The following is a 22718-nucleotide window of genomic DNA, read 5'->3' on the forward strand; positions in this document are numbered from 1 at the left end:
AGTTCAGTCCCTGCGGGCCTCGACCACACGCCTGCGGATTCGACCAGCCGACCTGCGGGCCCGGCTTCCGGCCCTGCGGAGCGGGCTGACCGACAAGCGGGCGACGTCCTTCTCGAGGGCGGCGATGCGCTTGCGGGATTCGATGTTCTCCGCGTGCGCGGTGCGGGCGAGCCGGTGAAGCTCGTCGATCCGCCGGCCGAGCTGCGACTCGGTCTCACAGGCGGCCAGATCCTTGTCACTCCACGGCTCAGCGGCCTCCGTGCGGGAGAAGTCCCAGAGATGACCGAAGCGGTCGAAGTCATCGGCATACAGCTCTTCGATGCGCTCGCGTACCCCGTTCTCGAAGAGCGCCCCGATGGGCCGTAGTGGCGTCGGGTTCGCACGTGGGACGTGCACCTCACCGTCGTATCCGACCTTCTCCACGTGCTCGGAGAGATCGCTCGTGAGCTGCTTGAACTCGCCGATCTCATAGATGCGGGTGTAGGGGATCGCGTGCTCGATCAGCATGTCGACCTGCCCACGGAAGTGCGGGTCTCGACGGAGCATGTGCTCGGGTTCGTTCTCGAAGAAGGCAACGAACTTTGCGAAGTCCTCGATGACGCTCTCGCGGGTGAGTGGATGACGCGGGTACCAGTCCCGGTTCCTGAACTGCGTGATGTGCGGGTTCTCCATCAGGACCTTGTTCTGCCAGGCGGAGAACAGGCGGAGCCTCGGGTCACGCACGACCGCGAAGATGAACCAGTCGTTGTCGGGGCGAATCTCGGCCCGCTGTTCTGCGGTCAGCTGGTTCAGACGTGGAGACACCTGCCACAGGTCACGGTTGTGCACAGCCTCCGAGTCCGCGATGTAGCCGCTCCAGCCGGCCTTGAAGGTGGAGAGGTCTTCCCCTGCAAGGTCCGCCATCATCCACTTCAGACTGGTGCAGGCGTTCTTGTTCAACGACTCGAACATCACCTTGGCCTCGGGTGCGAGGTAGGTCCGCAAGACCGCGCCGGGCACGTCACGCATCGCTTGGAACATCGCGTCGTCCGGCGTTGACAGTTCCTCGCTCATGACCGAAAGCATAGGCTGAGGCTATCTGGCGCTACGCCGGGGCGTTGCGGTGGAAAACGATTTCGAGACCGATGAGCGTCAGGTGCGGCGCGAACGAGGTCAGGGTGCCGCACTCGTCGAGCACGATCGGCGCCATGTGGCCCGTCGCCACGACGTTCACCGATCCGCTCGGCTCGCCCAGCTCGGCGAGCATGCGGGTGGTCAGGCCGTCGACCATGCTGGAGTAGCCGTAGAGCATGCCGGACTGCAACGCCTCGACGGTGTTCTTGGCGATCACGTTGCGCGGCCGCAGGATCTCGACCTTGCGCAGCTGGGCGCCCCGTCGGCCGAGCGCCTCGAGGGAGATCTCGAGCCCGGGGGCGATGGCGCCGCCGATGTACTCGCCCCGGGCGCTGACCACGTCGAACGTGGTGGCGGTGCCGAAGTCGACCACCACCGTGGGCCCCTCGAAGAGGTGTGCCGCGGCGAGCGCGTTGATGATGCGGTCGGCGCCGACCTCGCGGGGGTTGTCCATCAGCACGGGCACCCCGGTGCGGATGCCGGGCTCGACCACGACCGCAGGCACGTCGGCGAAGTGGGCGGTCAGCATCTCGCGCCACTCGTGCAGCACCGCCGGAACGGTGGAGCACACCGCGATGCCGGTGAGGTCCGCCTCGTCGAGTGCGCCCGCGACGAGGCCGCGGACCAGCACTGCCCATTCGTCCGACGTACGTCGTTCGTCGGTGGAGACCCGCCAATCGGCGGCCACCTCGCCCTGCTGCAGGATCCCGATGACGGTGTGGCTGTTGCCGATGTCGGCAGCCAGGACGGTCACGGCCGCAGGTCCATCGCGATGTCCATGACCCGTGCGGAGTGGGTCAGAGCGCCGACGGCCAGGAAGTCGACCCCGGTGGCGCCGTATGCGGCGGCGTCCTCGAGGGTGAGCCCGCCGGAGGACTCGAGGGTGGCCCGGCCGGCGGTGAGCGCCACCGCCTCCCGCAGGGTGGCCGGGTCCATGTTGTCGAGCAGGATCTGGTCGACCCCGATCTCGAGCAGCTGGCGCAGCTGGTCGAGCGAGTCGACCTCGACCTGCACGGGCACCTTGGGATAGCGCGCACGGATCAGGTGGTAGGCCTCGACGACGCCGCCGGCGGCCACGACGTGGTTGTCCTTGACCAACGCCATGTCGGAGAGGGAGTGCCGGTGGTTCACGCCGCCACCGGCACGGACGGCGTACTTCTCGAGGTCGCGCCAGCCCGGGATCGTCTTGCGGGTGTCGCGCACCCGGGCACCGGTGCCCTCGAGCGCACGCACCCACGCGGCGGTCGCCGACGCGACACCGGAGAGGTGGCAGGTGAAGTTCAGGGCGGTCCGCTCGGCGGTCAGCAGGAGAGCGGTCGGCCCGGTCACGGAGAGCAGCACGTCGCCCTTGCTGACCCGGGCGCCGTCCTTGACCGGCCGCTCGACGGTGATGTCGTTGCCCATCACGTAGCGGAAGACCAGCTCACCGAGGGCCAGGCCGGCCACGGTGCCGTCCTCGCGGGCCACGAAGTCGGCCGTCTCGACCTGGTCGGCGGGTATCGTCGCCCAGCTCGTGACGTCGTCACCGGGCAGATCCTCGGTCAGGGCCGCGACAACGGCGGCGTGGACCTCACGGGCGTCGAGCCCGGCCTCGCCGAGCTCGTGGGCCAGGCCGGCGGGAACGTCGTCGCAGGCGAGAGCGACGATGTGGTCGATGGCGTTCATGGGCGGGCTCCTGCCGGCTCGACGGGGTGGGACGGGTCGGTCGACGGCGCCGGGTGGAAGGCGACGTCGAGCTCGTCACCGATGAACCTCGAGTCGTCGGCGGAACTCGCGTTGCCAACAAACCTCGAGTCGCCGACAAACCTTGAGTCGAAGTGCCCCGACCAGGCCTCGTCGCGCTCGGGGAAGTCCTCGCGCCAGTGAGATCCGCGGGTCTCTCCGCGGCCCAGCGCCGCACCGGCCAGCGCGGTGGCGATCGTGAGCAGGTTGGTGGCCTCCCAGGCCTCGACACCGAGAGCGCCGGTGGTGGTGACGAGCGCCGGCAGCTCGTCGAGGGCCTTGCGTACGCCGTCCTCGGTGCGCAGCACCCCGACGTAGTCGGTCATCAGCGTCTGCATCGTGGCCCGGACATCGGCGTCGGCGATGCGGGGAGCCCGCTGGTCCTCGACCGGATCGGCCCAGGACCGCAGCTCGCCCGGGAGTACGTCGGCGATGCGGCGCGAGAACACCAGGCCTTCCAGCAACGAGTTGGAGGCCAGGCGGTTGGCACCGTGCACGCCGGAGCAGGCGACCTCACCGGTGGCGTAGAGGCCCGGCAGGCTGGAGCGACCGAACAGGTCGGTGGCCACGCCTCCCGAGGCGAAGTGGTGGGCGGGCGCGACCGGGATCAGCTCGGTGACCGGATCGACGCCGTGGGAACGGCAGACGCCGAGGATGGTCGGGAAGCGCTTCTCCCAGAACTCCGCCCCGAGGTGGCGGGCGTCGAGCCACATGTGCGCCTTGCCGGTCTCGTGCATGCGGCGGGTGATCGCCTTGGCCACCACGTCACGGGGCGCGAGGTCGGCCAGCTCGTGCTGGCCCTGCATGAATCGGTTGCCTTCGAAGTCGACCAGGAACGCGCCCTCACCGCGGACGGCCTCGGAGATCAACGGTTGCTGGCCGCGGGAGTCGGGGCCGAGATACATCACGGTGGGGTGGAACTGCACGAACTCGAGGTCGCGCAGCACGGCACCGGCGCGCAGGGCCAGGGCCATGCCGTCGCCGGTGGAGACCGACGGGTTGGTCGACTGGGCGAAGACCTGCCCCAGTCCTCCGCTGGCGAGCACGACCGCACGGCAGTGCACGGCGCCCACGCCGTCTCGCTGGCCTTCTCCGATGACGTGGAGCGTCACGCCGGCGACGCCACCGTCGGCTGCGTGCAGCAGGTCGATGGCCAGCGCGTGCTGGATGACCTCGATCTCGGGGGCGGCCTCGACGGCGGCGATCAACGCACGCTGGATCTCGGCACCGGTCGCGTCGCCACCGGCGTGGGCGATGCGGTCGCGGTGGTGGCCACCCTCACGGGTCAGCGACAGCACGCCGTCGTGGTGGTCGAAGTTGGTGCCGAGGGCGATCAGCTCGCGGACGGCGTCCGGCCCCTCGGTGACCAGGACCCGCACGGCGTCGGTGTCACAGGCGCCGGCACCCGCGACCAGGGTGTCGCGCTCGTGCTGCTCGGGGGTGTCGCCCGGACCGAGCGCTGCGGCGATGCCACCCTGGGCCCATTGGGTGGAGCCGGCGTTGAGGACGTCCTTGGTGACCACGAGGACCGTGGCCCCGTCGTCCTCGGGGCGGGCGCGGAGCGCGGCGTGGATGCGCAGGGCGGCGGTCAGCCCGGCGATGCCGGACCCGATGACCACGACGTCGGAGCGCGTGGTCCAGCCGGGCTCGGGTGCGCTGAGGCGTCCCGGGAGACCGGCATTCTCGATGAGGGCCATTCGGGCAGATTAGCGGCTGGCGGTGACGTCGCCGCGCAGCAGGCCGGAGCCCTCGGGTGCCTCGGCCGGGTCGAACCCGGTGGCCAGCACCTTGTTGTCGGAGTCGACGAAGACGACGGACGGCTGGTATTCCTTGGCCTCCGCGGTGTCCATCTGCCCGTAGCCGATCAGGATCACCACGTCGCCGGGGTGCACGAGGCGGGCGGCGGCGCCGTTGATGCCGATCACGCCCGAACCGCGCTCGCCGGCGATCGTGTAGGTCTCGAGGCGGGCCCCGTTGGTGACGTCGACGATGTGGACCAGCTCGCCGGAGAGCAGGTCGGCGGCGTCGAGGAGGTCCTCGTCGATGGTCACCGATCCGACGTAGTGCAGATCCGCCTGGGTGACGGTCGCGCGGTGGATCTTGCTTTTCATCATGGTGCGCAGCATGTGCTGTCTCCCTTGTTGGTTACGGAGTTCGGAGAGCCACGGTGGGCTCCGGGTCGGTGGCGCCCAGGCGTGTCGTTCCCAGGTGCAGTGGCATGTTGTCGATCAGGCGGGTGGCGCCCACGCGGGCGGCGATGAGCACCCGGGCCTCACCGTGGTCGGGGGCGGGGCCAAGGTCGGTGCCCGTGACCACGAGGTAGTCGAGGTCGACGCCCTCGGAGGAACGCAGCTCGGCACGCGCCGCCGCCAACGCCGAGTCCACGCCGTGCGCCGCATTGTGCCGAGCCCGCAGCAAGGTGCGGGACAGGGCGACCGCGTGCTCGCGCTGGGTCGGGTCGAGGTAGCGGTTGCGGGAGCTCAGCGCCAGCCCGTCGGCCTCACGGACCGTCTCGGCCCCGACCACGTCGATGCCCATGCAGAGGTCGTCGACCATGCGCCGGATCAGGGTGAGCTGCTGGTAGTCCTTCTGCCCGAAGACAGCCACGTCGGGACGGACCAGGCCGAACAGCTTGGCCACCACGATCAGCACTCCGCGGAAGTGGCCGGGGCGGGTCGCGCCCTCGAGGATCTCCGCGAGCGGCCCGGGTTCGAGCGTCACCTGCGGTTCGATGACGCCACCCGGGCCGGAGCCGGGGTAGACCTCGTCGACCGCGGGAGCGAAGACGATGTCGACGCCGTGCTCGCCGCACAGCGCGAGGTCGGACTCGAGGGTGCGGGGGTAGCGGTCGAGGTCCTCACCGGCGCCGAACTGCAGGGGATTGACGAAGATCGAGACCACGACGGGCCCGTCGCCCACCTCGGCGCGGGCGGCGTCCATGAGGGAGGCGTGGCCGACGTGCAGGGCTCCCATGGTGGGCACGAAGCCGACCCGCCGACCGGCGCCACGGGCGTCGGCGAGCAGGCTGAGGAGCTCCTCGCGGGTGTTCGCGAGAACGGGCGTGGACGTCATCGTCGAACGGCCCCGGGCGACGGGATCGTGGGGGCGGCGGCACCGTCGAGGATGCGGGTGAGGGTGGCCGCCCGGATCGGCAGCAGACGACCGTCGGCCACCGCGCGGGAGAGCGTGGCGCGCGCCATGGCGACGTACGACGGCACGGTCTGGGGCGCGGAGACGAGCAGGTCGGCCAGGTGCGCACGAACCGTGTTCACGTCGCCACGCACGATCGGGCCGGTCAGTGCGGCGTCGCCGTGGTTGAGCGCGTTGTCGAGGGCCGCCTCGAGCAGTGGGCGGAGAGTTCCGGCGGGGTCGTCGCCTCCCGCCGCGGTCAGCATCTCCATCGCCTCGGCAACCAGGGTGACCAGGTGATTGGCACCGTGGGCCAAGCCCGCGTGGTAGAGGATCCGCTTGTCTTCGGCCACCCACATGGCGCGACCACCGAGGTCGGCCACCAGGGACTCGGTGAACCGGCGCTCGGCCGGACCCGCAGTCACCCCGAACACGATGTCGTCCAGCCGGTCGAGGTCGAGGGCAGTGCCGGTGAAGGTCATCGCCGGGTGCATGGCCACCGCACGGGCGCCGACGTCGGTGGCCGGCGCGAGCACCTCCAGCCCGTGGCGTCCGGAGGTGTGGACGACGAACTGGCCGTCGCGCAGCGAGCCGCTCGCCGCCAGCATCTGCGCGACGTTGCCGAGCATGTCGTCGGGCACGGTCAGCAGGAGGACGTCGCAGGCGCGGGCCACGGCACTGGGCTTGTCGACGACGACACCGGGCAGCAGTGCATCGATGCGGGTGCGGGAGGCGTCGGACTCACCGGCCACGGCCACGATCTCGTGGCCGGCGGTGCGGAGCGCGGAAGCGAGTACGGCGCCGACGCGTCCTGCGCCGACCACGCCGATACGGAGCGGTTCAGACATGGTGCTGCAAGCCTTTCGTTCCAGTCCCTCCGATTTCCAGCTCCTCGCGGACGAGGGGCTGGCCGGTGTGGGTACCAGACGGTGTGCCTTCAGTTGGTTTCCACCAAAAGCGTACGCCGACCGAATCCGGCTGGGAACCGGCCGCTCGGTGGGATGGATCACAGGCCGCGTAGCCTCAGGACCCATGAGCACCACCAGTCTCGGCATGCCCGCACTGCCGCCGCGCACCGCGCAGCCGACCTGGAAACAGGCCTGGGACACCGCGCTCTACGGCCCCGACGGCTACCTCCGCGCCCACCCGGTGACGCTCGAACGCGACCGCGACGAGCTGGTGGAGTTCCTGCTCCCCCGGCTGCGCGACCACGCGTCCGTCGCCCTGCTCGGGGCCGCCGGCACGCTTGCCGCGACACTCTCCGGCCTGCTGCCCGACGTCTCGCTCCGCCCCGACGTCCCCACCGGTTTCACCGGCGTCGTGATCGCCGTCGACTGGCTCTCGCACGTGCCCACCCACGTCGTACAGGCAGATGACGACGGGCGCCCGCGGATCGTGCACGTCGACCCGATCTCCGGCCAGGAGTCCCTGGGCCTGCTGCTCTCCGACCCCGGCGTCCCGCCGACGCTGCGCGAGTGGCAGGAGCAGCACTGGCCGCTCAAGGCCGACTTCGCCCGCGCCGAGATCGGCACCACCCGCGAGGCCGCGTGGCGCGACGTGCTCCGCTGCCTGGAGTCCGGGGAGGCGATCGCGATCGAGAACGGGCACCTGAGCGGCGGTCGCCCCGAGGCCGGCTCACTACGCGCGGCCGGCGACCTGCCGACGATTCCCGACGGCACGCGTGACCTGTGGGCCGACGTCGCCCTCGACGCCCTCGTCGATGCCTGTGGCGGCACGCCGGTCACCGGCGACGGCCCCGAGCGCGTCGAGTGGGTGGCCCATGGTTGATCCGGGCAGGCTACGACGAGTCGTACGCCGACGCCGGGCCGCGGGCAGTCCCGTACTCACCGTGGTGATCCCGGTGCACAACGTGGAGGCCTACCTGCCCGAGTGTCTCGACAGCGTGCTGGGCCAGGCGTTGGACGAGATCGAGGTGATCGCGGTCGACGACGGCTCCACCGACGGTTGCCCTGAGATCCTGCGGGAGCGGGCCCGGAAGGACCCTCGCCTGGTCGTGCTGACCCAGCCGAACGCGGGTCAGGGTCCCGCCCGCAACCTGGCCGTGACGCGGGCACGCGGCGAGTTCCTCACCTTCTGCGACGCCGACGACACCGTGCCGCCCAGAGCCTGGGCGCACATGGTCGAGGTGCTCCGTGAGACCGGATCCGACTTCGTGGTCGGCGCCGCGCGACGCGTCGCCAACGGCGAGAACATGGGGATCGCCTTCCGCGCTGCTCACGAGGTGACCCGACTGCGCACCACGATCGAGGAGTCCCCGGTCGCGATGCAGGACATCATCGCCTGCAACAGGGTCTTCCGGACCCGTTTCTGGGTCGACCGGGTGCCGCCGTACCGCGGTCACATCGCCTATGAGGACCACGTGCCCGGGCTGGCCGCCTACGTGCGCGCCAAACGTTTCGACCTGATCACCAACGTCACCTACCTGTGGCGGGTCCGCGAGGACAACACGTCCACCGGCCAGCAGAAGGCGAAGCTGGAGAACCTTCTGGACCGCATCGCGGTCAAGGAGGAGGCCAGTGACCTGCTCCGGGAGGAAGCCTCCCCCGCCGTGTACGCCGCCTGGGTGGCCCGTTGTCTCAGCGTCGACTTCCCGCCCTTCATCACCCACGGCATCGACGGTTCGCCGATGTATCGCAACGTCCTGAGCGCGACCTACCGCACGTTCCTCGACCGTACCGACGAGGCGACGCTCCAGTCCGTGCCGCAGTTGAACCGGCTCCGGGCCCGACTGTGTGCCGACGGGCGGTGGGACGAGCTCGCCACGATCGGCGAGCGTCTGGAGACCCAGGGGCGGCTCCCTCGCACGCAGGCACGCGACGGCGAGGTGTACGCCGTCCGGGACGCTCTCGGCGCCGATCTTCCCGACGCGCTGTGGCGGATGGCCGACTCCGAGTCGGGTGTGATCGCCGGGGTGCGGTCGGTCTCTGCTGCCGAGGGTCGCCTGCGGATCTCGGGGTTCGCCGCGATCCGTACGCTCGACTGCTCGCTCGAGGTGCCCAGGATCGAGGCGTGGCTCCAGGAGGCGTCCGGCGACGCAACGGTCCCGCTGTCGGTCTCCGGATTCCGCGACCCCGCGGCCAACGTGTGGACCCGGCACCGCAACGCCGGCTACGACAACGCCGGGTTCCGTGCCGAGCTCGACGCGGCTGACCTCACGGGCCGAGTCGCCGTCGACGCGATTCCGTGGGTGTTGCACGTGCGCGTCACCCAACACGGTGTGGTGCGTGAAGGCGTCGTGCGGGCGCCCGTCGAGGGCTCAGCGGGCAACCATCTCTCCACGCTGGCCGTCGGCGAGGTGCTCGTGACCCCCGCGTTCTCGGGCGACCTGGGCTTCCACCTCACTGCCGCGGCCGCCTCAGACCGACCCGACTCGGGCACCCCCGGCCCGGCGATCGTGGCGGACGCCGTGATCGACGCAGAGATCGATGCGGGAACGGTCTGGCTGACGACGGACCGCCCTGATCACCCCCGCCCCGGAGTGCTGCGAGGAAAGGCCGGTGAGATCGAGGCGGCAACCGTCGAGGACGACACCGAGGGCCGACCTCGCGCGGGCTACCGCGTCGCCGACCTCGCCGACGGCGACCATCGCGTGGTGTTCCAGGGCGCCGAGGCGGTTGCCGGGCCCGGACTGTGGGAGCAGCTTCCTGTCGTGTCCATCGACGATGCCGAGCGTGTGCAGGTGCTGGTGCGCCGCGACGGCGCCCTCGTGGTTCGCGTGACTCGCCCCTGACTCTTGGTGGTGGTCGAGCGCGGTGTGGTGGTGGAGGAGGTCCCGATCCTTGGTGGTCGAGCCTGTCGAGACCACCCCGGTCGGCGTCATCGGTGGTTGAGGAGGTCGCGGCGCGACCGTCTCGAAACCTGTCGAGATTGACGGGTCCCAGGCAGGCAACTTTGACAGATCAGGGCTCGGCTGAGCCGAGAGCAAAGTGCGCGCAATGCGGCAGATCCGTGCGCGCTGCCGCACTATGCGGCAGTTGCGGACGTTCGCGAGGCTACGCGTACGCCCGATTCCGGCCGGTAGCATCGACTCTGCACAGAGACCGGTGAGACTGTCGAGGTGATGCCCGCATGACCAACTACTTCATGGTGGGGACGATTCACGGTGGTTGGCACGGCGACGGAGCACGGGAGGGGCTCGCCGACTGGATCGAAGCGGGCGAGTGGGTCTTGGGCTGGCACAACATGGAGTCGGACCCGAGCTACCAGAAGCAGGCCCCGAACCTCGACCTCATGGAGCACGGCGACGTGCTCGTCGCGAAGCAGATGAACAACGACTTCCGCACGATGCTCGTCAAAGCCATCGGTGTCGTGACCGAGCCTTCAACTGACGGCCACCGGGTCGGTGTGGATTGGGTGCGTGACCTTCGATCAGCGCCCGTCACGCTTCCGTCGTCGTACCGCCAGACCTTGACCAGGGTGTCCGACACACACCTGCGTCGAGGACGCTCATCAGGGACCACATTCTCCCGCTGATTAGTTGGGGGCTGGCTTCCACCAGCCACATCGTCGGCGTCGCGGTGTGCCTCTGACCGCCAGCGATGACTCGATGGCGGCGATTGCGTGCTCCCGGGAGCTGAGTCACGGCTCCGCGGCGGCGGCTCGGTGACCCTCTGCGGTGAGACGCTGGCGCTCTCTCATCGGCATGAGCGCGCGGTTCGACGGCACCGATCGGGAGCCGCCCAGGTACGCCGAGGCACGAGCCAATCGGTAGCCAACTTCTCGCGTCCTCACAGACCAATCAGCACGACATAGCGTCAAAAGACCATCTATGCCGACGATCCGACAATCCGACAATCTTCGCTGCATCTCGACAAAACCGCCCTCGGAACCTTCGTGAAAATAGTTTCCCCGGGGGCTGTGGATACGCCGTTTTCGGGTCCCGGGGTGTCGGTGGTCTCTGGTGCAATGGGGTCATGATCGAAACCGATGCCAGCCACCAGCCGTTCGAGGTCGAGGACCTCGAGGGTGAGTGGCTGCTCGATGTGATCACCGACTCAGCGACCCTCGAGAAGACCGCCGCCCGCCGCCGACTCCGCCTGGCCTACCAACTCTGTGTCACTCACCCCGTCACCCCCGACGGAGAGGCCGCCACGTGGGGGGACGGGATCCCCGGGCTGGGTGACTACGACCAGACCCTGGGTGGGCAGGGGTGCCCCGGGGTGGCGGCGTTCACCACCGAGCTGTGGGCCACTGCCACCGAGGTCTCCTCGTGGTCGGCGAAGAAGACCCTGGCCAACACCTTGGACCTGCACCACCGCCTTCCCAGGACCTGGGCCGCGGTCGAGGCGTTGGAGGTGGAGGCGTGGCGGGCCTGCCGGATCGCCGAGGACACCCGTCACCTCTCCGCCGAAGCCGCCGCCTGGGTCGATGACCAGCTCGCCGAGACCGGCCGCTACGGGCTCCCCACCATCGAGAAGACGATCCGGTCCGCGGTCGCGAAGTTCCACCCCGACCAGTTCGGTGGCCCGGCCCCGGTGCCGGGCAAGGACCAGTGGGGGGTCCACCTCGACCACACCGTCGGTGCCGGCAACGGCACCAGCCGGTTGGACGCGTTGGGGGACTCGCTGGACCTGGCCAAGCTCCACGACGCACTGTGTGACGAGGCCACCACGATGGGTCGCCTGGGCGATGGTGACTCCTTCGAGCAACGCAAGGCCAAGGCCCTGGGTCGGATCGCGGACCGGCAAGCCACCCTGGATCTGATCGGCCTCACCGGAAACCACCTCACCGACACCATGACCGGCACCGCGACTGGGGACGGTTCGGATGCGGGGACCGGCACCACGGGCGACCACGAGAGCACTCGCGGCGACGAGGCGGATGAGGCTGCCGAGGCAGCGCCCGGCCCGAGGCTCGATGCGGAGGGGAACCTGATCCACCCGACCACCGGGGCCGTGGTCAAAGGTCCGGAAGTCGTACCTGCAGACCCGGCTCTACATCCACGTGAACCTGGCCGACCTCGCCACCACGGGCACAGCAACAGCAGGCGCGGGGATGGGTGAGACGAACCGGTTCGGTGCGGTCACCCTCGCCACGATCCAGACCTGGCTCAAAGACCTCGGCGCAACCGCCAAGGTGACCCCGGTCATCGACACCACCCACCAGTGGGGCATCGACGCACACGACCCTCCCGAGGCGATGCGTGAACAGGTCATCGCCCGCGACCGACACTGTGTCTATCCCAACTGCACCACCGACTCGAGGTCCTGCGACCTGGACCACATCGAGGCCTACGACCCCAACGGGCCACCGGGCCAGACCACCCCGGAGAACCTCGCCCCCCTCTGTCGGCGACATCACCTGGTCAAGACCCACGGCCGGTGGACCTACGCGCGGAACAAGGACGGCACCTACACCTGGGCCAGTCCCTACGGGAGGACCTGGCTGGTCACCACCTTCGGCACCGTCGAACTCCCCACCAATTGAGCTGATCAGCGCCAGCGAGCAGAAGCCCCACACCGGACACCGGTGCCTGGGGCTACTGTCACACCCAGACCCGGGACACGAAGCCGGCCGGACGCCGAACTCACGACAGGTCGGCCCGCGCTCAGCGTTTGGCGACGGCCTTCTGGACCATCGGCACCAGGTCCTGACCCAGGAACGGGCCGAGCGTCTCGGCGTACGTCGCGGTGATGTGCGAGGCGTCGAAGTAGACCCCGACTCCGCCGACGGCGACGTCGCAGAACTTCGGGCCGCAGATGTAGTCGGTCAGGTCGATCACCGACACCAGTGGATCGTCGAGCTTCTCGGCGGCGTTGACCAACGCGTCGTTCGGCACCCAGTCATCGCGCAGCCCCGTGCAGGCGCCCAGCCCGTCCTCGTTCTCGGCAATGCACTCGGGACCCCGGACGTCGTCGACTCCGGGCGTCGGCGTGTCATGGATGACCACGACCCGCTGGCCCTGGTCGATCCAGTCGGCGAGGTAGTCCTGGTAGCCCTGCTCCCACAACTCCTGCTCGTTGCCGTCCACCGCATCGACGGGCTTGCGCCCGTTGCGTTCGGAGGTGACCACGACGTCGAAGTCGCCCTCGGCGGTCAGGTCGAGGACCCGCTGACCCCAGTCGAGACAGCCCTGGGAGTCCTCGTCGGTCTTGAAGTCGACCTTCGTGCGGGTCGCGGTGCACTCGGAGGCAAGGATCGTGGTGATGTGCCAGCCCTGGTTCTCGGCGACGACCTGCAGGGCCGGCAGCCAGTGGCCGGCGTGGGAGTTGCCGACCAGGGCGATGTGAACGTCGGAGGACTCGTCACCGTACTCACAGGTCTTGACCCCGTCGAACGGGACCCATTCCCAACAGCCGTCACGGTAGGCGTCGGACTTGTCATCGATGGCCAGGTTGGGCGCGGGGACCACCGGGCCCTCCTTGGTGCGCGGGCAGTCCTCCTCGCGGTTGGCCAAGGTCTTGGCACCGAAACAGGGGTCGTCACTGTCCTTCGCGGCGATCAGCTCCTGGCGGGCCAGGTCCTGCTGCTTGTCGAAATAGCGGTCGAGCGTGTGAGCCATGCCCCAGACCAGTCCCATCGCGAGCACCATCGCGACGTACGGCTTCCACAAGGGCGTGCGGAACCTGGCCCGTCGGAAGACGTCCTCGATGAAGAACTTCGTCAGCGTCGCGAGCACGAGGGTGGCCACGAGGATCGCGAGCTTGTTCTGCAGCGTCAACTGGTGACCGGTGGCCTGCGGCACCAGCACCACCATCGGCCAGTGCCAGAGGTAGACCGAGTAGGAGATGTCACCGAGGAACTGGATCGGCTTCCACGCCAGGATCGGACCGGGCGAGTGCCGCTTCAACGGGGCGTCGACAGCGATCACGGCGACCGTGCCCAGCACGGGCAGCAAGGCCTGCCACCCCGGGAACGGCGTACCGCCGGTGTAGGTGAACGCGGTCAGCGTGATCGCCCCGAACCCGATCCAGGCCACCGCCGACCGCGCCGCCTCGGGGATGAGTACGTGCTCGTGGTCGACATCGCGGCCGAACGCGCGCCGTGACAGCAGGCCGGCGAGCAGGCCGCCGAGCCCGAGCTCCCAGATGCGGGTGGGCGTGACGAAGTAGGCACCGGCCGGGTTCGAGGCGGTCTCGGTGATCGAGTAGACCAGCGAGGCGGCCACGGCCAGGGCCAGGCCGGGTACGACGACGCGGGTGGCCGGCCGCTTGAGCACGCGGGCCAGCAGGAAGAGGAGCAGCAGCAGGACCGGCCAACCGAGGTAGAACTGCTCCTCGATCGAGAGCGACCAGTAGTGCTGCACGGGCGAGGGTGCCGCCTCGGCGCCGAGGTAGTCGACCGAGCTGGAGGCGAGGTTCCAGTTGACGTAGTAGAGCGTCGCGGCCTTGATCTCGGCGGCCGTGCTGCCCCACTCGGTCTCGGGGGCGAACATCCGGCTGCCGACGACGGTCAGCGCCAGCACCAGCAGCGACGCCGGCAGGAGTCGTTGGATCCGTCGCGCCCAGAATCCCAGCAGGTCACCGGCCTTGGTGGGCGGGTGCGCCAGGAGGTGCGAGGTGATCAGGAATCCCGAGATGACGAAGAAGACGTCGACACCGACGAAACCACCGGTCATCCGGTTCGGCCACAGGTGGAAGAGGAACACCAAGCTGACCGCGAGGGCCCTCAGCGCCTGGATGTCGGTGCGGACCGTGGTGGTGGTCGACTGCGCCGACTCTGCTCGCGAGCTCAGGGTGTCGGACACAAACAGCCTTCCGGCGGGACAAAAGAACGTCGGTCAGGATAACCGCCGACCCCGGCATGCCACTATTCAGTGCGTGTCGACCCAGAACGAGATCCCCGGATCCCCACCCGCCTCCAGCGTCACCAAGCGTCTGCTGCTGGTGACGGGCTCCGGGCGCAGCGGAACCAGCACCGTGGCCGGGGCGCTCAACCACCTCGGCATGCACGTGCCGCGCCCGGTGCTCAAGCCGAACGACTCCAACCCTCGCGGATTCTTCGAGTCGACCTGGCCGCTGCGGTTCCACCGACGGCTGATGGACGACGCCGGGATCGCGCAGACCGACGCCCGGCCCGAGGCGCTGGCCCTGATGCAGTCCAGCGTGACTCCCGAGGTGAGGGCCGAGCTGGTGTCCTGGCTCCGCAGGGTGGCCGACAAGGCCGACCAGTCCGTGGTCAAGGATCCACGCTCGGCGTGGGTCCCGGACCTGTGGCGCGAGGCCGCCGCCGAGGCTGACATCGATCTCTCCTTCGTCACGATGCTGCGCCACCCTGCCGAGGTGGTCGGCAGCCGCAGCACGCACTACACGAAGTCCGAGGAACGCGTCGGGGCCTGGAAGTTCGCGGTGATGAACCTCGCGGCCTGGGTGAACCAGAACCTCAACGCCGAGAGGCTGACCCGCGGCCACCACCGCGCCTGGTTGCGGTACGACGACCTCCTGGACGACTGGCGCCGTGAGATGGAGAAGGTGCGCCGCATGTCCGGCGTCGAGTTCAACCACTCGCTGGAGCGCGGGGTCCCGCACGAGGTGGACTCGTTCATCGATCCGGCCCTCCAGCGGCACCGGCTGCGCTTCGAGGACCTCGATCTGCCCGACTCGCTGTGTGCCATCGCCGAGGAGATCTGGTCCGCCGGCGGCGTGTTGGCTGACCGCAACGGCCAGGACGCCGATGCGGAGGCCCGCTTCGACGCGGCGGCCGCTGCCTATGCCGGCCTGTTCCGCGCCTCCGCCGCCATCGCCGGCGACGAGACGGCGGCACGGGTACGTCAGGCCCGCGAGCATCTGACCGCGAAGCTGTCCCGGGAGGCAGACGCAGCCGAGCCGTCGGCCGATGAGGCGCAGTCCCGTCCCCGGCGAGAGCCAGGTGTACGCAGTCGGCTGCGGCGATGGCTCCCGCGCCCGCGTCGCTGAACGCGCTGGCTGGCTGCACCGGGGCGGTCAGCGTCTATCCTGTGACCCGTCGCCCGGGGACGGCGGCGTGGGTCCGACCTCGAGGAGCTTGGTGAAGAACATCGCAGTACTCCTGGCCGGAGGCGTCGGCGCACGCGTCGGTCTCGACATCCCCAAGCAGCTGATCAAGATCGCGGGTCGGCCGATCATGGAGCACACGCTCGCCACCCTCGACGCCCACCCGTTGGTCGACGAGATCATCATCCTGATGGCCCAGGGCCACCTCGACGCGGTGCACGCGATGATCCGCACCGGCGGCTACACCAAGGTGACCCAGGTCCTCGAGGGCGCCGAGACCCGCAACGACACCACCCTGCGGGCGATCCGTGCCCTGCCCGACGAGGAGGCGAACCTCCTCTTTCACGACGCGGTGCGCCCGATGGTCACCGACCGGATCATCACCGACTGCTTCAAGGCCCTCGAGACCTACGACGCCGTCGACACCGCGATCCCCTCGGCCGACACGATCGTCGAGCTCGACGAGCACGGCATCATCAGCAACATCCCACCGCGAGCCCGCCTGCGCCGCGGCCAGACTCCGCAGTGCTTCAAGGCATCGGTGATCCGCCGGGCGTACGACGAGGCCGGGCGCGACCCGAACTTCGAGGCCACCGACGACTGCACCGTCGTGCTGCGCTACACCCCCGACGTACCGATCGGGATCGTCGCGGGCGACGACCGCAACATGAAGGTCACCGAGCCGATCGACGTCTACCTGGCCGACAAGCTCTTCCAGCTGACCTCGACCGACCTGCCCGCGCCGCGCACCGACGACGAATACCGTGAGGCCCTGGCCGGCAAGACCCTGGTCGTCTTCGGGGCGTCGTACGGCATCGGCCTCGACATCGTCGAGCTGGCCCGCTCCTACGGCTGCACCGTGCACGGGTTCAGCCGCTCCGGCAGCCGCACCCACGTCGAGCGCCGGGAGGACGTCGCCAAGGCCGCCCGGCAGGTGATGGAGTCCGAGGGCCGCATCGACTTCGTGGTGAACACCGCCGGGGTGCTCCCTCGTGGCGACCTCGCCGAGACCTCGGAGGAGACGATCTACGCCGCCACCGAGATCAACTACCTGGCCCCGATCCTGATCGCCCAGGAGTTCCACCCCCATCTGGTCGCCTCCGGTGGGTCACTGCTGCTGTTCACCTCGTCGTCCTACACCCGCGGGCGCAGCGGCTACTCGCTCTACTCCTCCGCCAAGGCGGCGGTGGTGAACCTCACCCAGGCGCTGGCCGACGAGTGGGCCGGGCAGGTGCGGGTCAACTGCATCAACCCCGAGCGCACCGGCACCCCGATGCGCACCAAGGCGTTCGGCGAGGAGGACCCCTCCACCCTGCTGGAGTCCACCGTCGTGGCGACCGCCGCCCTCGACGTGCTGCTTGCCCGCCAGACCGGACACGTCATCGACGTGCGCAAGTCCGACCCCCTGGCCGGTCTCACCGACGACGAGATCTGACGCCTACGGGAAGAGCAGGTCGACCGCACGAGCCGCCGAGCGACCGTCCTGCCACGCGTTGTAGGTCGCGTTGAACTCGTCGATGGCCGGCGCCCACTCGGTGGCCAGCGCCGCCACGTCCCGCACCAGCTCGATCACCTCGTCGGTGGTCTCCACCAGCGGACCGGGCGCCGAGTTGGTGAACGGGAAGAGGAAGCCCCGCTTCTCGTCGGAGTAGTCGACCAGGTCGGGCACCAGGAACACCATCGGCTTGCCGGTCAGGGCCATGTCGAAGCGGAGCGACGAGTAGTCGAGCACGGCCACGTCCGCGGCCAGGATCAGGTCGTTGATCTCGGGGTACGCCGACACGTCGAGCACCCGGGCGCCCGAGCCCGGCGGCTGGTGGAACCGGTGGCCGCGCAGGAGCACGACGTGATCGGGCCCCAGGCGGTCGGCCAGGCGGGCCACGTCGAGGTGCTGGTGCAGGGGTGCGGCCCGGTAGTTCGTGGCCAGGTCGTCGCGCCACGTGGGGGCGTAGAGGATCGCGTTCTGCCCCTCGCCGATGCCCAGTCGTTCGCGGGCCTGGTCGCGCAGTGCGGCGGCCTCCGGTCCCACGAGCACGTCGTCACGCGGATAGCCCTGGTTGAGGTAGGTGCCGTCGAAGCCGTACTGCTCGCGATAGTGCAGCTCCATCTCGGGGCTGGGCACGCACGCGACGGTCCACTGGTGAGCGGTGTTCTCGAGCTGTTGCTCGATGCGCAGGGGTGAGAAGTTCTTGTCGCGCCACAGGCCGACGCCCATCGCCTTCGACGGGTAGCCGTGGAAGGTCTGCACCAGGCGTTGACCGGGTCGGGTGCGGAAGAACCGGTTCATCTCGATGTTCGTCACGACGGTCCCGGCTCGGGCGAGGGCGTCGTACCAGGCCCGGCTGCGGATCAGCACCGCCCGGCTCCCCGAGGGCGCGGGCACGCTGTGGTCGGCCACGCCCCACACCGGACGCAGGTCGGGCCGACGCCTGCGCAGCTCCTCGAAGATCGCCCGCGGACTGTCCGTGGTCCCCGAGCCGGCATAGGAGTGGAAGACGACCAGATCGGGGTCGATCGGCCCCCGCGAGGCTGCATGGGCGGCGCGCAACCGGGTCTGGGCCCAGGGGCCGAGCTCGTCCTCCCGCAACGGCGCGGCCAGCTCCACCAGCACCTGGTCGCGCAGGCCGCGCAGCAGCCGGACCCGGTGGCTGCGGGTGATCCGCTCCCGCGGCGTCTGCGAGGCGACCTTGGGAGGCATGGGCAGGTCGCCGCTCGCGTGCGCCGAGGCCCACACGAAGTGCCAGGTGCCGCTGGGCAGCGGGCGGGGCGGCAGCTTCCACGGTCGGTGCCGCAGAGGTACGACGGCCGTGAAGTCACGGCCGTGGGTGGTGACCTTGGCCTCGACCCTCCAGTCGCCGTGACGGAGCTCGAGGGAGAAGTCGGCCGAGGTCATGCCGTGCAGCACCAGCGTCTCGCCCAGCTCGACCGACGTCACGACAGGTGCCGGCTCGGGCTCGGGCCGCGGGGCCGCCTTCTCCCCGCGGATGATCCGGAACCCGTGGCGGGTGTCGAACGCGGCGCGTGCGGTGAGCCCGATGTCGGGCACCCCGGCCGAGCCCCGGGGGTCACGGTGCGTGGCGCGTCCCCACAGGGTGACCCCTCCGACCGTGACGCCGATCTCCAGCGCCCAGGGCCCGTCGATGGTCAGCCAGGCCGGGTCGACGGCGATCTCGAGGCCCGCGGCGTCGTGGTTCTGGTGGGCCTGACGGAAGAAGCGGGTGGCGGCCCGGTCGGGCCTGCTCTCGGGGGTCAGTGCCACGCGCGCACCGGTGCGCGCGTGGGCCATGCGGGCGCGGAACTGGGGCGGGTGCTCGGAGAAGTCGATCCACCGGCAACCGGCGAAGACGGTCAACCGCACCAGGTGCCCGTCACGACGCACCCGCCGCAACGAGACCTCGAGCCGCGGTCGGATCTCGAGCACGTCTTGAGGGACGTCGACTCCCGGCACCGGGAGGAGTGCGAAGACCCGCTCCCCCACCAGTCGGGTGGGGTGCTGCTCCTCGTCGAACCAGCGATCGGCGGTGAACCGGCTCATCGCCTCACGGTGGCCGTGGGCGACCAGCCACAGCCGGACCCTGGTCTCCACGGGAACGTCGAGGTGACGCGCGCGAGGCAGGGCACGCCACGCTGTCGCCACCGCCTGGCCGAACGCGTCCGCGTCGGCCGCCGAGGCGTGCTCCAGGTCGTCGAGGAACGCCCCGGACTCATCGCGCAGGACCTGCACCAGGACGTCGGCCGAACTGAGCCCGGAGAGCATCCAGGAGAACGCGACGATCTCGTCGGCCGTTGCCGGCACCGTGCCGAACGGTGTGGCCCACGTGCGATCGGTGTTGCGGGTGGTCACCTCCGCAAGCTCGCGGGCCGCGGACTCGAGGGCCGACTGGCCGAACCGGCCGTGCACGTCGAGGAACTCAGGGGCACTGCGTCGTCGCCACAGGCGGGAGCCCAGGGTTCCGCCGCGCCCCGAGACCGACTCCTCGGTCGCGGTCAGCTCCCCCAGCAGCAGGGCGAGAGCTCCGTGCTCGAGGGTCTCGGTGGCCTCCAGATGGAGGAGCGTGTCGCTCACGGTGGCCGCCGTACCGGAATTTCGGGCACCGTTGCCGGTCTCGGCGGTGGCCAGGACGCGTGCCCCCTCGATGGCCTGGAGGTCGTCGGCCCGGACGCCGCCCCACGGACAGAGCACGATCTCGTCGGCGGCCTCGTCCTGGGCAGCCAACGATGCCATGGCCTCCCCGAGGTGCCGAACCTGACGCGGACCGACGGTGACCACGACCGCCACGGACGTGCGCCGACGGCGCACCGCGCGGCGCACCCGATCCAGCACGTAACCCTCCCACTGCTCGCCCGACCCAACGGCTTTCCGACGAGCCTAGTGGCCATCGTCGGAAGTTCGTCGGAGGTGGCCGGGGACCGATCAGAGCAGGTCGTTCTCCTCGAGGTAGTCGCGAGCCACGTCGGAGGCCTTCTGCCGCTCGCCCGTGACGCGGCCGTTGAGCTCGACCAGGTCGTCGGTGGTCAGGATCGCCATCAGCGGGTCGAGCACGTCGGCCACGTCGGGGTGCGCCTTGAGGAACTTCGTGCTCACCGCGGGCACCAGGTTCTGCACCGGCTGAACCGCCTTGTCGTCCTTCAGGAGCAGCATGCCGCGGGCCTCGAGCGAGCCGTCGGTGGTGCTGGTCAGGCCCAGTTGTGACTCGTCGTCCTTGACCGACTTGAAGGTCTGCGCACTGGCGAAGCCGAGCGGCAGGATCTCCTTCAGCTTGATGCCGTAGACCTCCTCCAGGCCCTTGCCGCAGTCAAGACGCTCCGCGCAGTCGGGGTGGGCGGCCAGGGTGACCGTCTCACCCTCGAGGTCGGAGAGCTTGCTGACCGAGTGTTCGTCGGCGAACTCCTGGGTGACGAAGAAGGCGTTGGTGTCCGCGGCCTCGGCCGGGTCGAGGAGCGTGATGCCCTTCTTCTTCAGCACCTTCGCGCCGGCGGCGAGCGTCTCGTCGAGGTCTCCGGTGCTCAACGGCTTGGCATCGACCCCGTTCTGCGTGGTGTTGAGGAACTCGATGGTGCCACCGACGTACTCGGGTGCCACGTCGACGCCGTCAGCGAACTCGTTCATGTAGATGTCGCGACTGGTGACCAGCTTGGTCTCCACGTCATAGCCGGCGTCGTCGAGCAGCAGCTCGTACATGCTGGCCATCAGCGCGGCCTCGTCGAACTGTTGACCCGACAGCCGGAGCTCGCCCTTCGCCGAGGTGTCGGGGCTGCCGCTCGTGTCTCCGCTCGGAGTGCTGCTCGAGCTCTCGTCGTTCTTGTCGTCCTCCGCGAGGTCATCACCCGCGCAGGCCGATGCTCCCATCAGTGACGTCGCCATCAACACCGCCACGACCAGCCGTCGTACCCGCATGGTTTCCGCCTTCTGTGTCCCGTGGCGCATCGCCACGCGTGTCCGGTCGTGCATTCTGGAGGGAACGCTGCACCATCGCGGCGGAGACTTCAAGGATCAGGGCCACGACCGCGACGACAACCGCGCCGCCGAGGCCCTTCGGGTAGTCGCCGTTGTAGAAGCCGGCGGTGATGACGTTGCCCAGGCCGGGACCGGCCACGAGAGCCGCGATGGTGGCGGTGGCCCACACCTGCACCAGGGCCAGGCGTACCCCGGCCGCGATCAGGGGCAGTGCCAGGGGCAGCTCCACCCGGGTGAACTTCTGCCAACCGCTCATCCCCATGCCGTCCGCGGCATCGCGCACGTCGCGCGGCACCTCGTCGACCCCCACGTAGGCGTTGGTGATGATCGGCGGCAGCGCGAACGCGGCCAGGGCGATCAAGGTGGCCAGGCCGGCGCGTCCGTAGGGTCCGAGGTGGTCGGTGCCGACCGGCTCCCACATCACCAGCAGGGCGAGTACGGCGAACGTGGGCACCGCCCGACCCACGCCGGCCACGTTGATCGCCAGGAAGCCACCTCGACCCAGGTGACCCAGCCACAGGGCGACCGGCAGCCCCACGACCACAGCGATGCCCAGAGCAGTGAAGGTGAGCAGGAGCTGTTGGAGCATCAGGTGCCACAGACCGCCGGAGCCGCCCCAGTTGGCGCCGTCTCCGAGCCACGCCATGGTGTCGATGACGAGCTTCATCCGCGGACCCCCCGGGACCACGGGGTGGCCAGCCGCTGGACGACCAGCAGCAGCAGATCGAGCACGAGCGCGATCGCCACACAGATCAGGCTCGCCGCCATCACCTGGGCACGGAAGTCTCCGTCGACCCCGGTGAAGAGCAGGTTGCCGAGGCCGCCGTACGACACCAGGGCACCGACGGTGGTCAGGGCGACGGTCGAGACCGTGGCGATCCGCAACCCGGCCATGATCGGTGGCAGGGCCAGGGGCAGCTCCACTCGCCAGAGGAGTTTGCTGCGCGAGTAGCCCAGACCGGTGGCGGCCTCGATCACGTCGTCGGGCACCGCGCGCAGGCCCTCGACCATGTTGCGCACCAGGATGGTCAGCGAGTAGAGCGCCAGACCGAGGACGACGGTGGTGCGGGTCAGACCGGTGAACGGCACCAGCAGCGGGAACAGCGCCAGCGAGGGCAGCGTGTAGATGCCGGTGCAGACTCCGAGGACCGTCGCCTCCATCCGCGGGAAGCGTCGGGCCAGGAGGGCCAGCGGCAGGGCCATCGCCAGTCCGAGCAGCACGGCGAGGGCCGTGATGGTGAGGTGGTCGATCGTGGCGTCGATGAGCTCCTGCTTGCGGTCGACGTAGTAGTCGCCGCAGAACCATTCGTTGACGTAGAGGCTGTAGCAACTCGGTTCGTCGGCGCCGGTCGATAGGGTCACGC

At 69.7% G+C, this 22718-nt stretch carries 19 protein-coding genes; 7 read left to right on the forward strand and 12 right to left on the reverse strand.

What is annotated here, in order from left to right:
• Nucleotides 1-3 precede the first annotated feature (3 nt).
• From NJ4_RS16735 to NJ4_RS16765, 7 genes are read right to left on the reverse strand one after another with little or no spacing between them, the layout of a single operon-like run.
• Nucleotides 4-1053: a sulfotransferase family 2 domain-containing protein gene (locus tag NJ4_RS16735; protein ID WP_169799283.1), complete on the reverse strand. Its 1050-nt coding sequence runs from the start codon at nt 1051-1053 to the stop codon at nt 4-6.
• A gap of 31 nt (nt 1054-1084) precedes the next feature.
• Nucleotides 1085-1867: a type III pantothenate kinase gene (locus NJ4_RS16740; RefSeq protein ID WP_067437695.1), complete on the reverse strand. Its 783-nt coding sequence runs from the start codon at nt 1865-1867 to the stop codon at nt 1085-1087.
• Nucleotides 1864-2778 (reverse strand): carboxylating nicotinate-nucleotide diphosphorylase, encoded by a 915-nt coding sequence (gene nadC, locus NJ4_RS16745; RefSeq protein WP_067437697.1) that lies wholly within the window; start codon nt 2776-2778, stop codon nt 1864-1866. Before nadC ends, NJ4_RS16740 begins: the two co-directional genes overlap by 4 nt.
• Nucleotides 2775-4532 carry an L-aspartate oxidase gene (locus NJ4_RS16750; protein ID WP_082748793.1) on the reverse strand — a complete coding sequence of 586 codons (1758 nt, stop codon included), beginning with the start codon at nt 4530-4532 and terminating at the stop codon, nt 2775-2777. Before NJ4_RS16750 ends, nadC begins: the two co-directional genes overlap by 4 nt.
• A 9-nt stretch (nt 4533-4541) precedes the next feature.
• Nucleotides 4542-4961 carry an aspartate 1-decarboxylase gene (panD, locus tag NJ4_RS16755; RefSeq protein WP_067437699.1) on the reverse strand — a complete coding sequence of 140 codons (420 nt, stop codon included), beginning with the start codon at nt 4959-4961 and terminating at the stop codon, nt 4542-4544.
• Nucleotides 4962-4980: 19 nt separating this feature from the next.
• Nucleotides 4981-5907 (reverse strand): pantoate--beta-alanine ligase, encoded by a 927-nt coding sequence (gene panC / locus NJ4_RS16760; protein WP_067437702.1) that lies wholly within the window; start codon nt 5905-5907, stop codon nt 4981-4983.
• Nucleotides 5904-6812, reverse strand: a complete 909-nt coding sequence (locus tag NJ4_RS16765; RefSeq protein WP_067437706.1) for a Rossmann-like and DUF2520 domain-containing protein — start codon at nt 6810-6812, stop codon at nt 5904-5906. The genes panC and NJ4_RS16765 overlap by 4 nt, the downstream gene beginning before the upstream one ends.
• A 184-nt stretch (nt 6813-6996) precedes the next feature.
• Between NJ4_RS16765 and NJ4_RS16770 the strand changes: the two genes are divergently transcribed.
• The 5 genes from NJ4_RS16770 (at nt 6997) to NJ4_RS16790 (ending at nt 12411) form a co-directional block, all read left to right on the forward strand.
• A complete protein-coding gene (locus NJ4_RS16770) occupies nt 6997-7752 on the forward strand; it encodes a hypothetical protein (RefSeq protein WP_067437709.1) in 756 nt (251 codons plus the stop codon).
• A complete protein-coding gene (locus NJ4_RS16775) occupies nt 7745-9715 on the forward strand; it encodes a glycosyltransferase family 2 protein (RefSeq protein ID WP_169799284.1) in 1971 nt (656 codons plus the stop codon). Before NJ4_RS16770 ends, NJ4_RS16775 begins: the two co-directional genes overlap by 8 nt.
• Before the next feature lie 338 nt (nt 9716-10053).
• On the forward strand, nt 10054-10458 hold the full coding sequence (locus tag NJ4_RS16780; RefSeq protein WP_067437711.1) for a hypothetical protein: 405 nt from the start codon (nt 10054-10056) through the stop codon (nt 10456-10458).
• 440 nt (nt 10459-10898) lie between these two features.
• The gene (locus NJ4_RS16785) at nt 10899-11987 is read left to right on the forward strand and encodes a hypothetical protein (protein WP_067437714.1); all 1089 of its coding nucleotides are present in this window, start codon (nt 10899-10901) and stop codon (nt 11985-11987) included.
• Nucleotides 11980-12411, forward strand: a complete 432-nt coding sequence (locus NJ4_RS16790) for an HNH endonuclease signature motif containing protein (RefSeq protein ID WP_067437716.1) — start codon at nt 11980-11982, stop codon at nt 12409-12411. Before NJ4_RS16785 ends, NJ4_RS16790 begins: the two co-directional genes overlap by 8 nt.
• Nucleotides 12412-12532: 121 nt before the next feature.
• On the opposite strand, the gene NJ4_RS16795 is transcribed toward NJ4_RS16790, so the two are convergent.
• Nucleotides 12533-14671, reverse strand: coding sequence for an acyltransferase family protein (locus tag NJ4_RS16795; RefSeq protein ID WP_067437719.1), 2139 nt, complete (start codon nt 14669-14671; stop codon nt 12533-12535).
• Nucleotides 14672-14744: 73 nt separating this feature from the next.
• Between NJ4_RS16795 and NJ4_RS16800 the strand changes: the two genes are divergently transcribed.
• Nucleotides 14745-15839 (forward strand): sulfotransferase family protein, encoded by a 1095-nt coding sequence (locus tag NJ4_RS16800; RefSeq protein ID WP_067437721.1) that lies wholly within the window; start codon nt 14745-14747, stop codon nt 15837-15839.
• Between the two features lie 91 nt (nt 15840-15930).
• Nucleotides 15931-17331, forward strand: a complete 1401-nt coding sequence (locus tag NJ4_RS16805; RefSeq protein WP_245644600.1) for a bifunctional cytidylyltransferase/SDR family oxidoreductase — start codon at nt 15931-15933, stop codon at nt 17329-17331.
• Nucleotides 17332-17334: 3 nt separating this feature from the next.
• Here NJ4_RS16805 and NJ4_RS16810 read toward each other — a convergent pair whose 3' ends face one another.
• The 4 genes from NJ4_RS16810 to NJ4_RS16825 all read right to left on the reverse strand — a co-directional run bounded on the left by NJ4_RS16810 (nt 17335) and on the right by NJ4_RS16825 (nt 22716).
• A complete protein-coding gene (locus tag NJ4_RS16810) occupies nt 17335-20220 on the reverse strand; it encodes a CDP-glycerol glycerophosphotransferase family protein (RefSeq protein WP_067437725.1) in 2886 nt (961 codons plus the stop codon).
• Nucleotides 20221-20310: 90 nt separating this feature from the next.
• A complete protein-coding gene (locus tag NJ4_RS16815) occupies nt 20311-21294 on the reverse strand; it encodes an ABC transporter substrate-binding protein (RefSeq protein ID WP_169799285.1) in 984 nt (327 codons plus the stop codon).
• A complete protein-coding gene (locus tag NJ4_RS16820) occupies nt 21221-22021 on the reverse strand; it encodes an ABC transporter permease (protein WP_082748801.1) in 801 nt (266 codons plus the stop codon). The genes NJ4_RS16815 and NJ4_RS16820 overlap by 74 nt, the downstream gene beginning before the upstream one ends.
• A complete protein-coding gene (locus NJ4_RS16825; protein ID WP_067437729.1) occupies nt 22018-22716 on the reverse strand; it encodes an ABC transporter permease in 699 nt (232 codons plus the stop codon). Before NJ4_RS16825 ends, NJ4_RS16820 begins: the two co-directional genes overlap by 4 nt.
• Nucleotides 22717-22718 lie beyond the last annotated feature (2 nt).

The sequence above is a fragment of the Nocardioides jensenii JCM 1364 = NBRC 14755 genome (assembly GCF_001552535.1).
Lineage (GTDB): Bacteria > Actinomycetota > Actinomycetes > Propionibacteriales > Nocardioidaceae > Nocardioides > Nocardioides jensenii.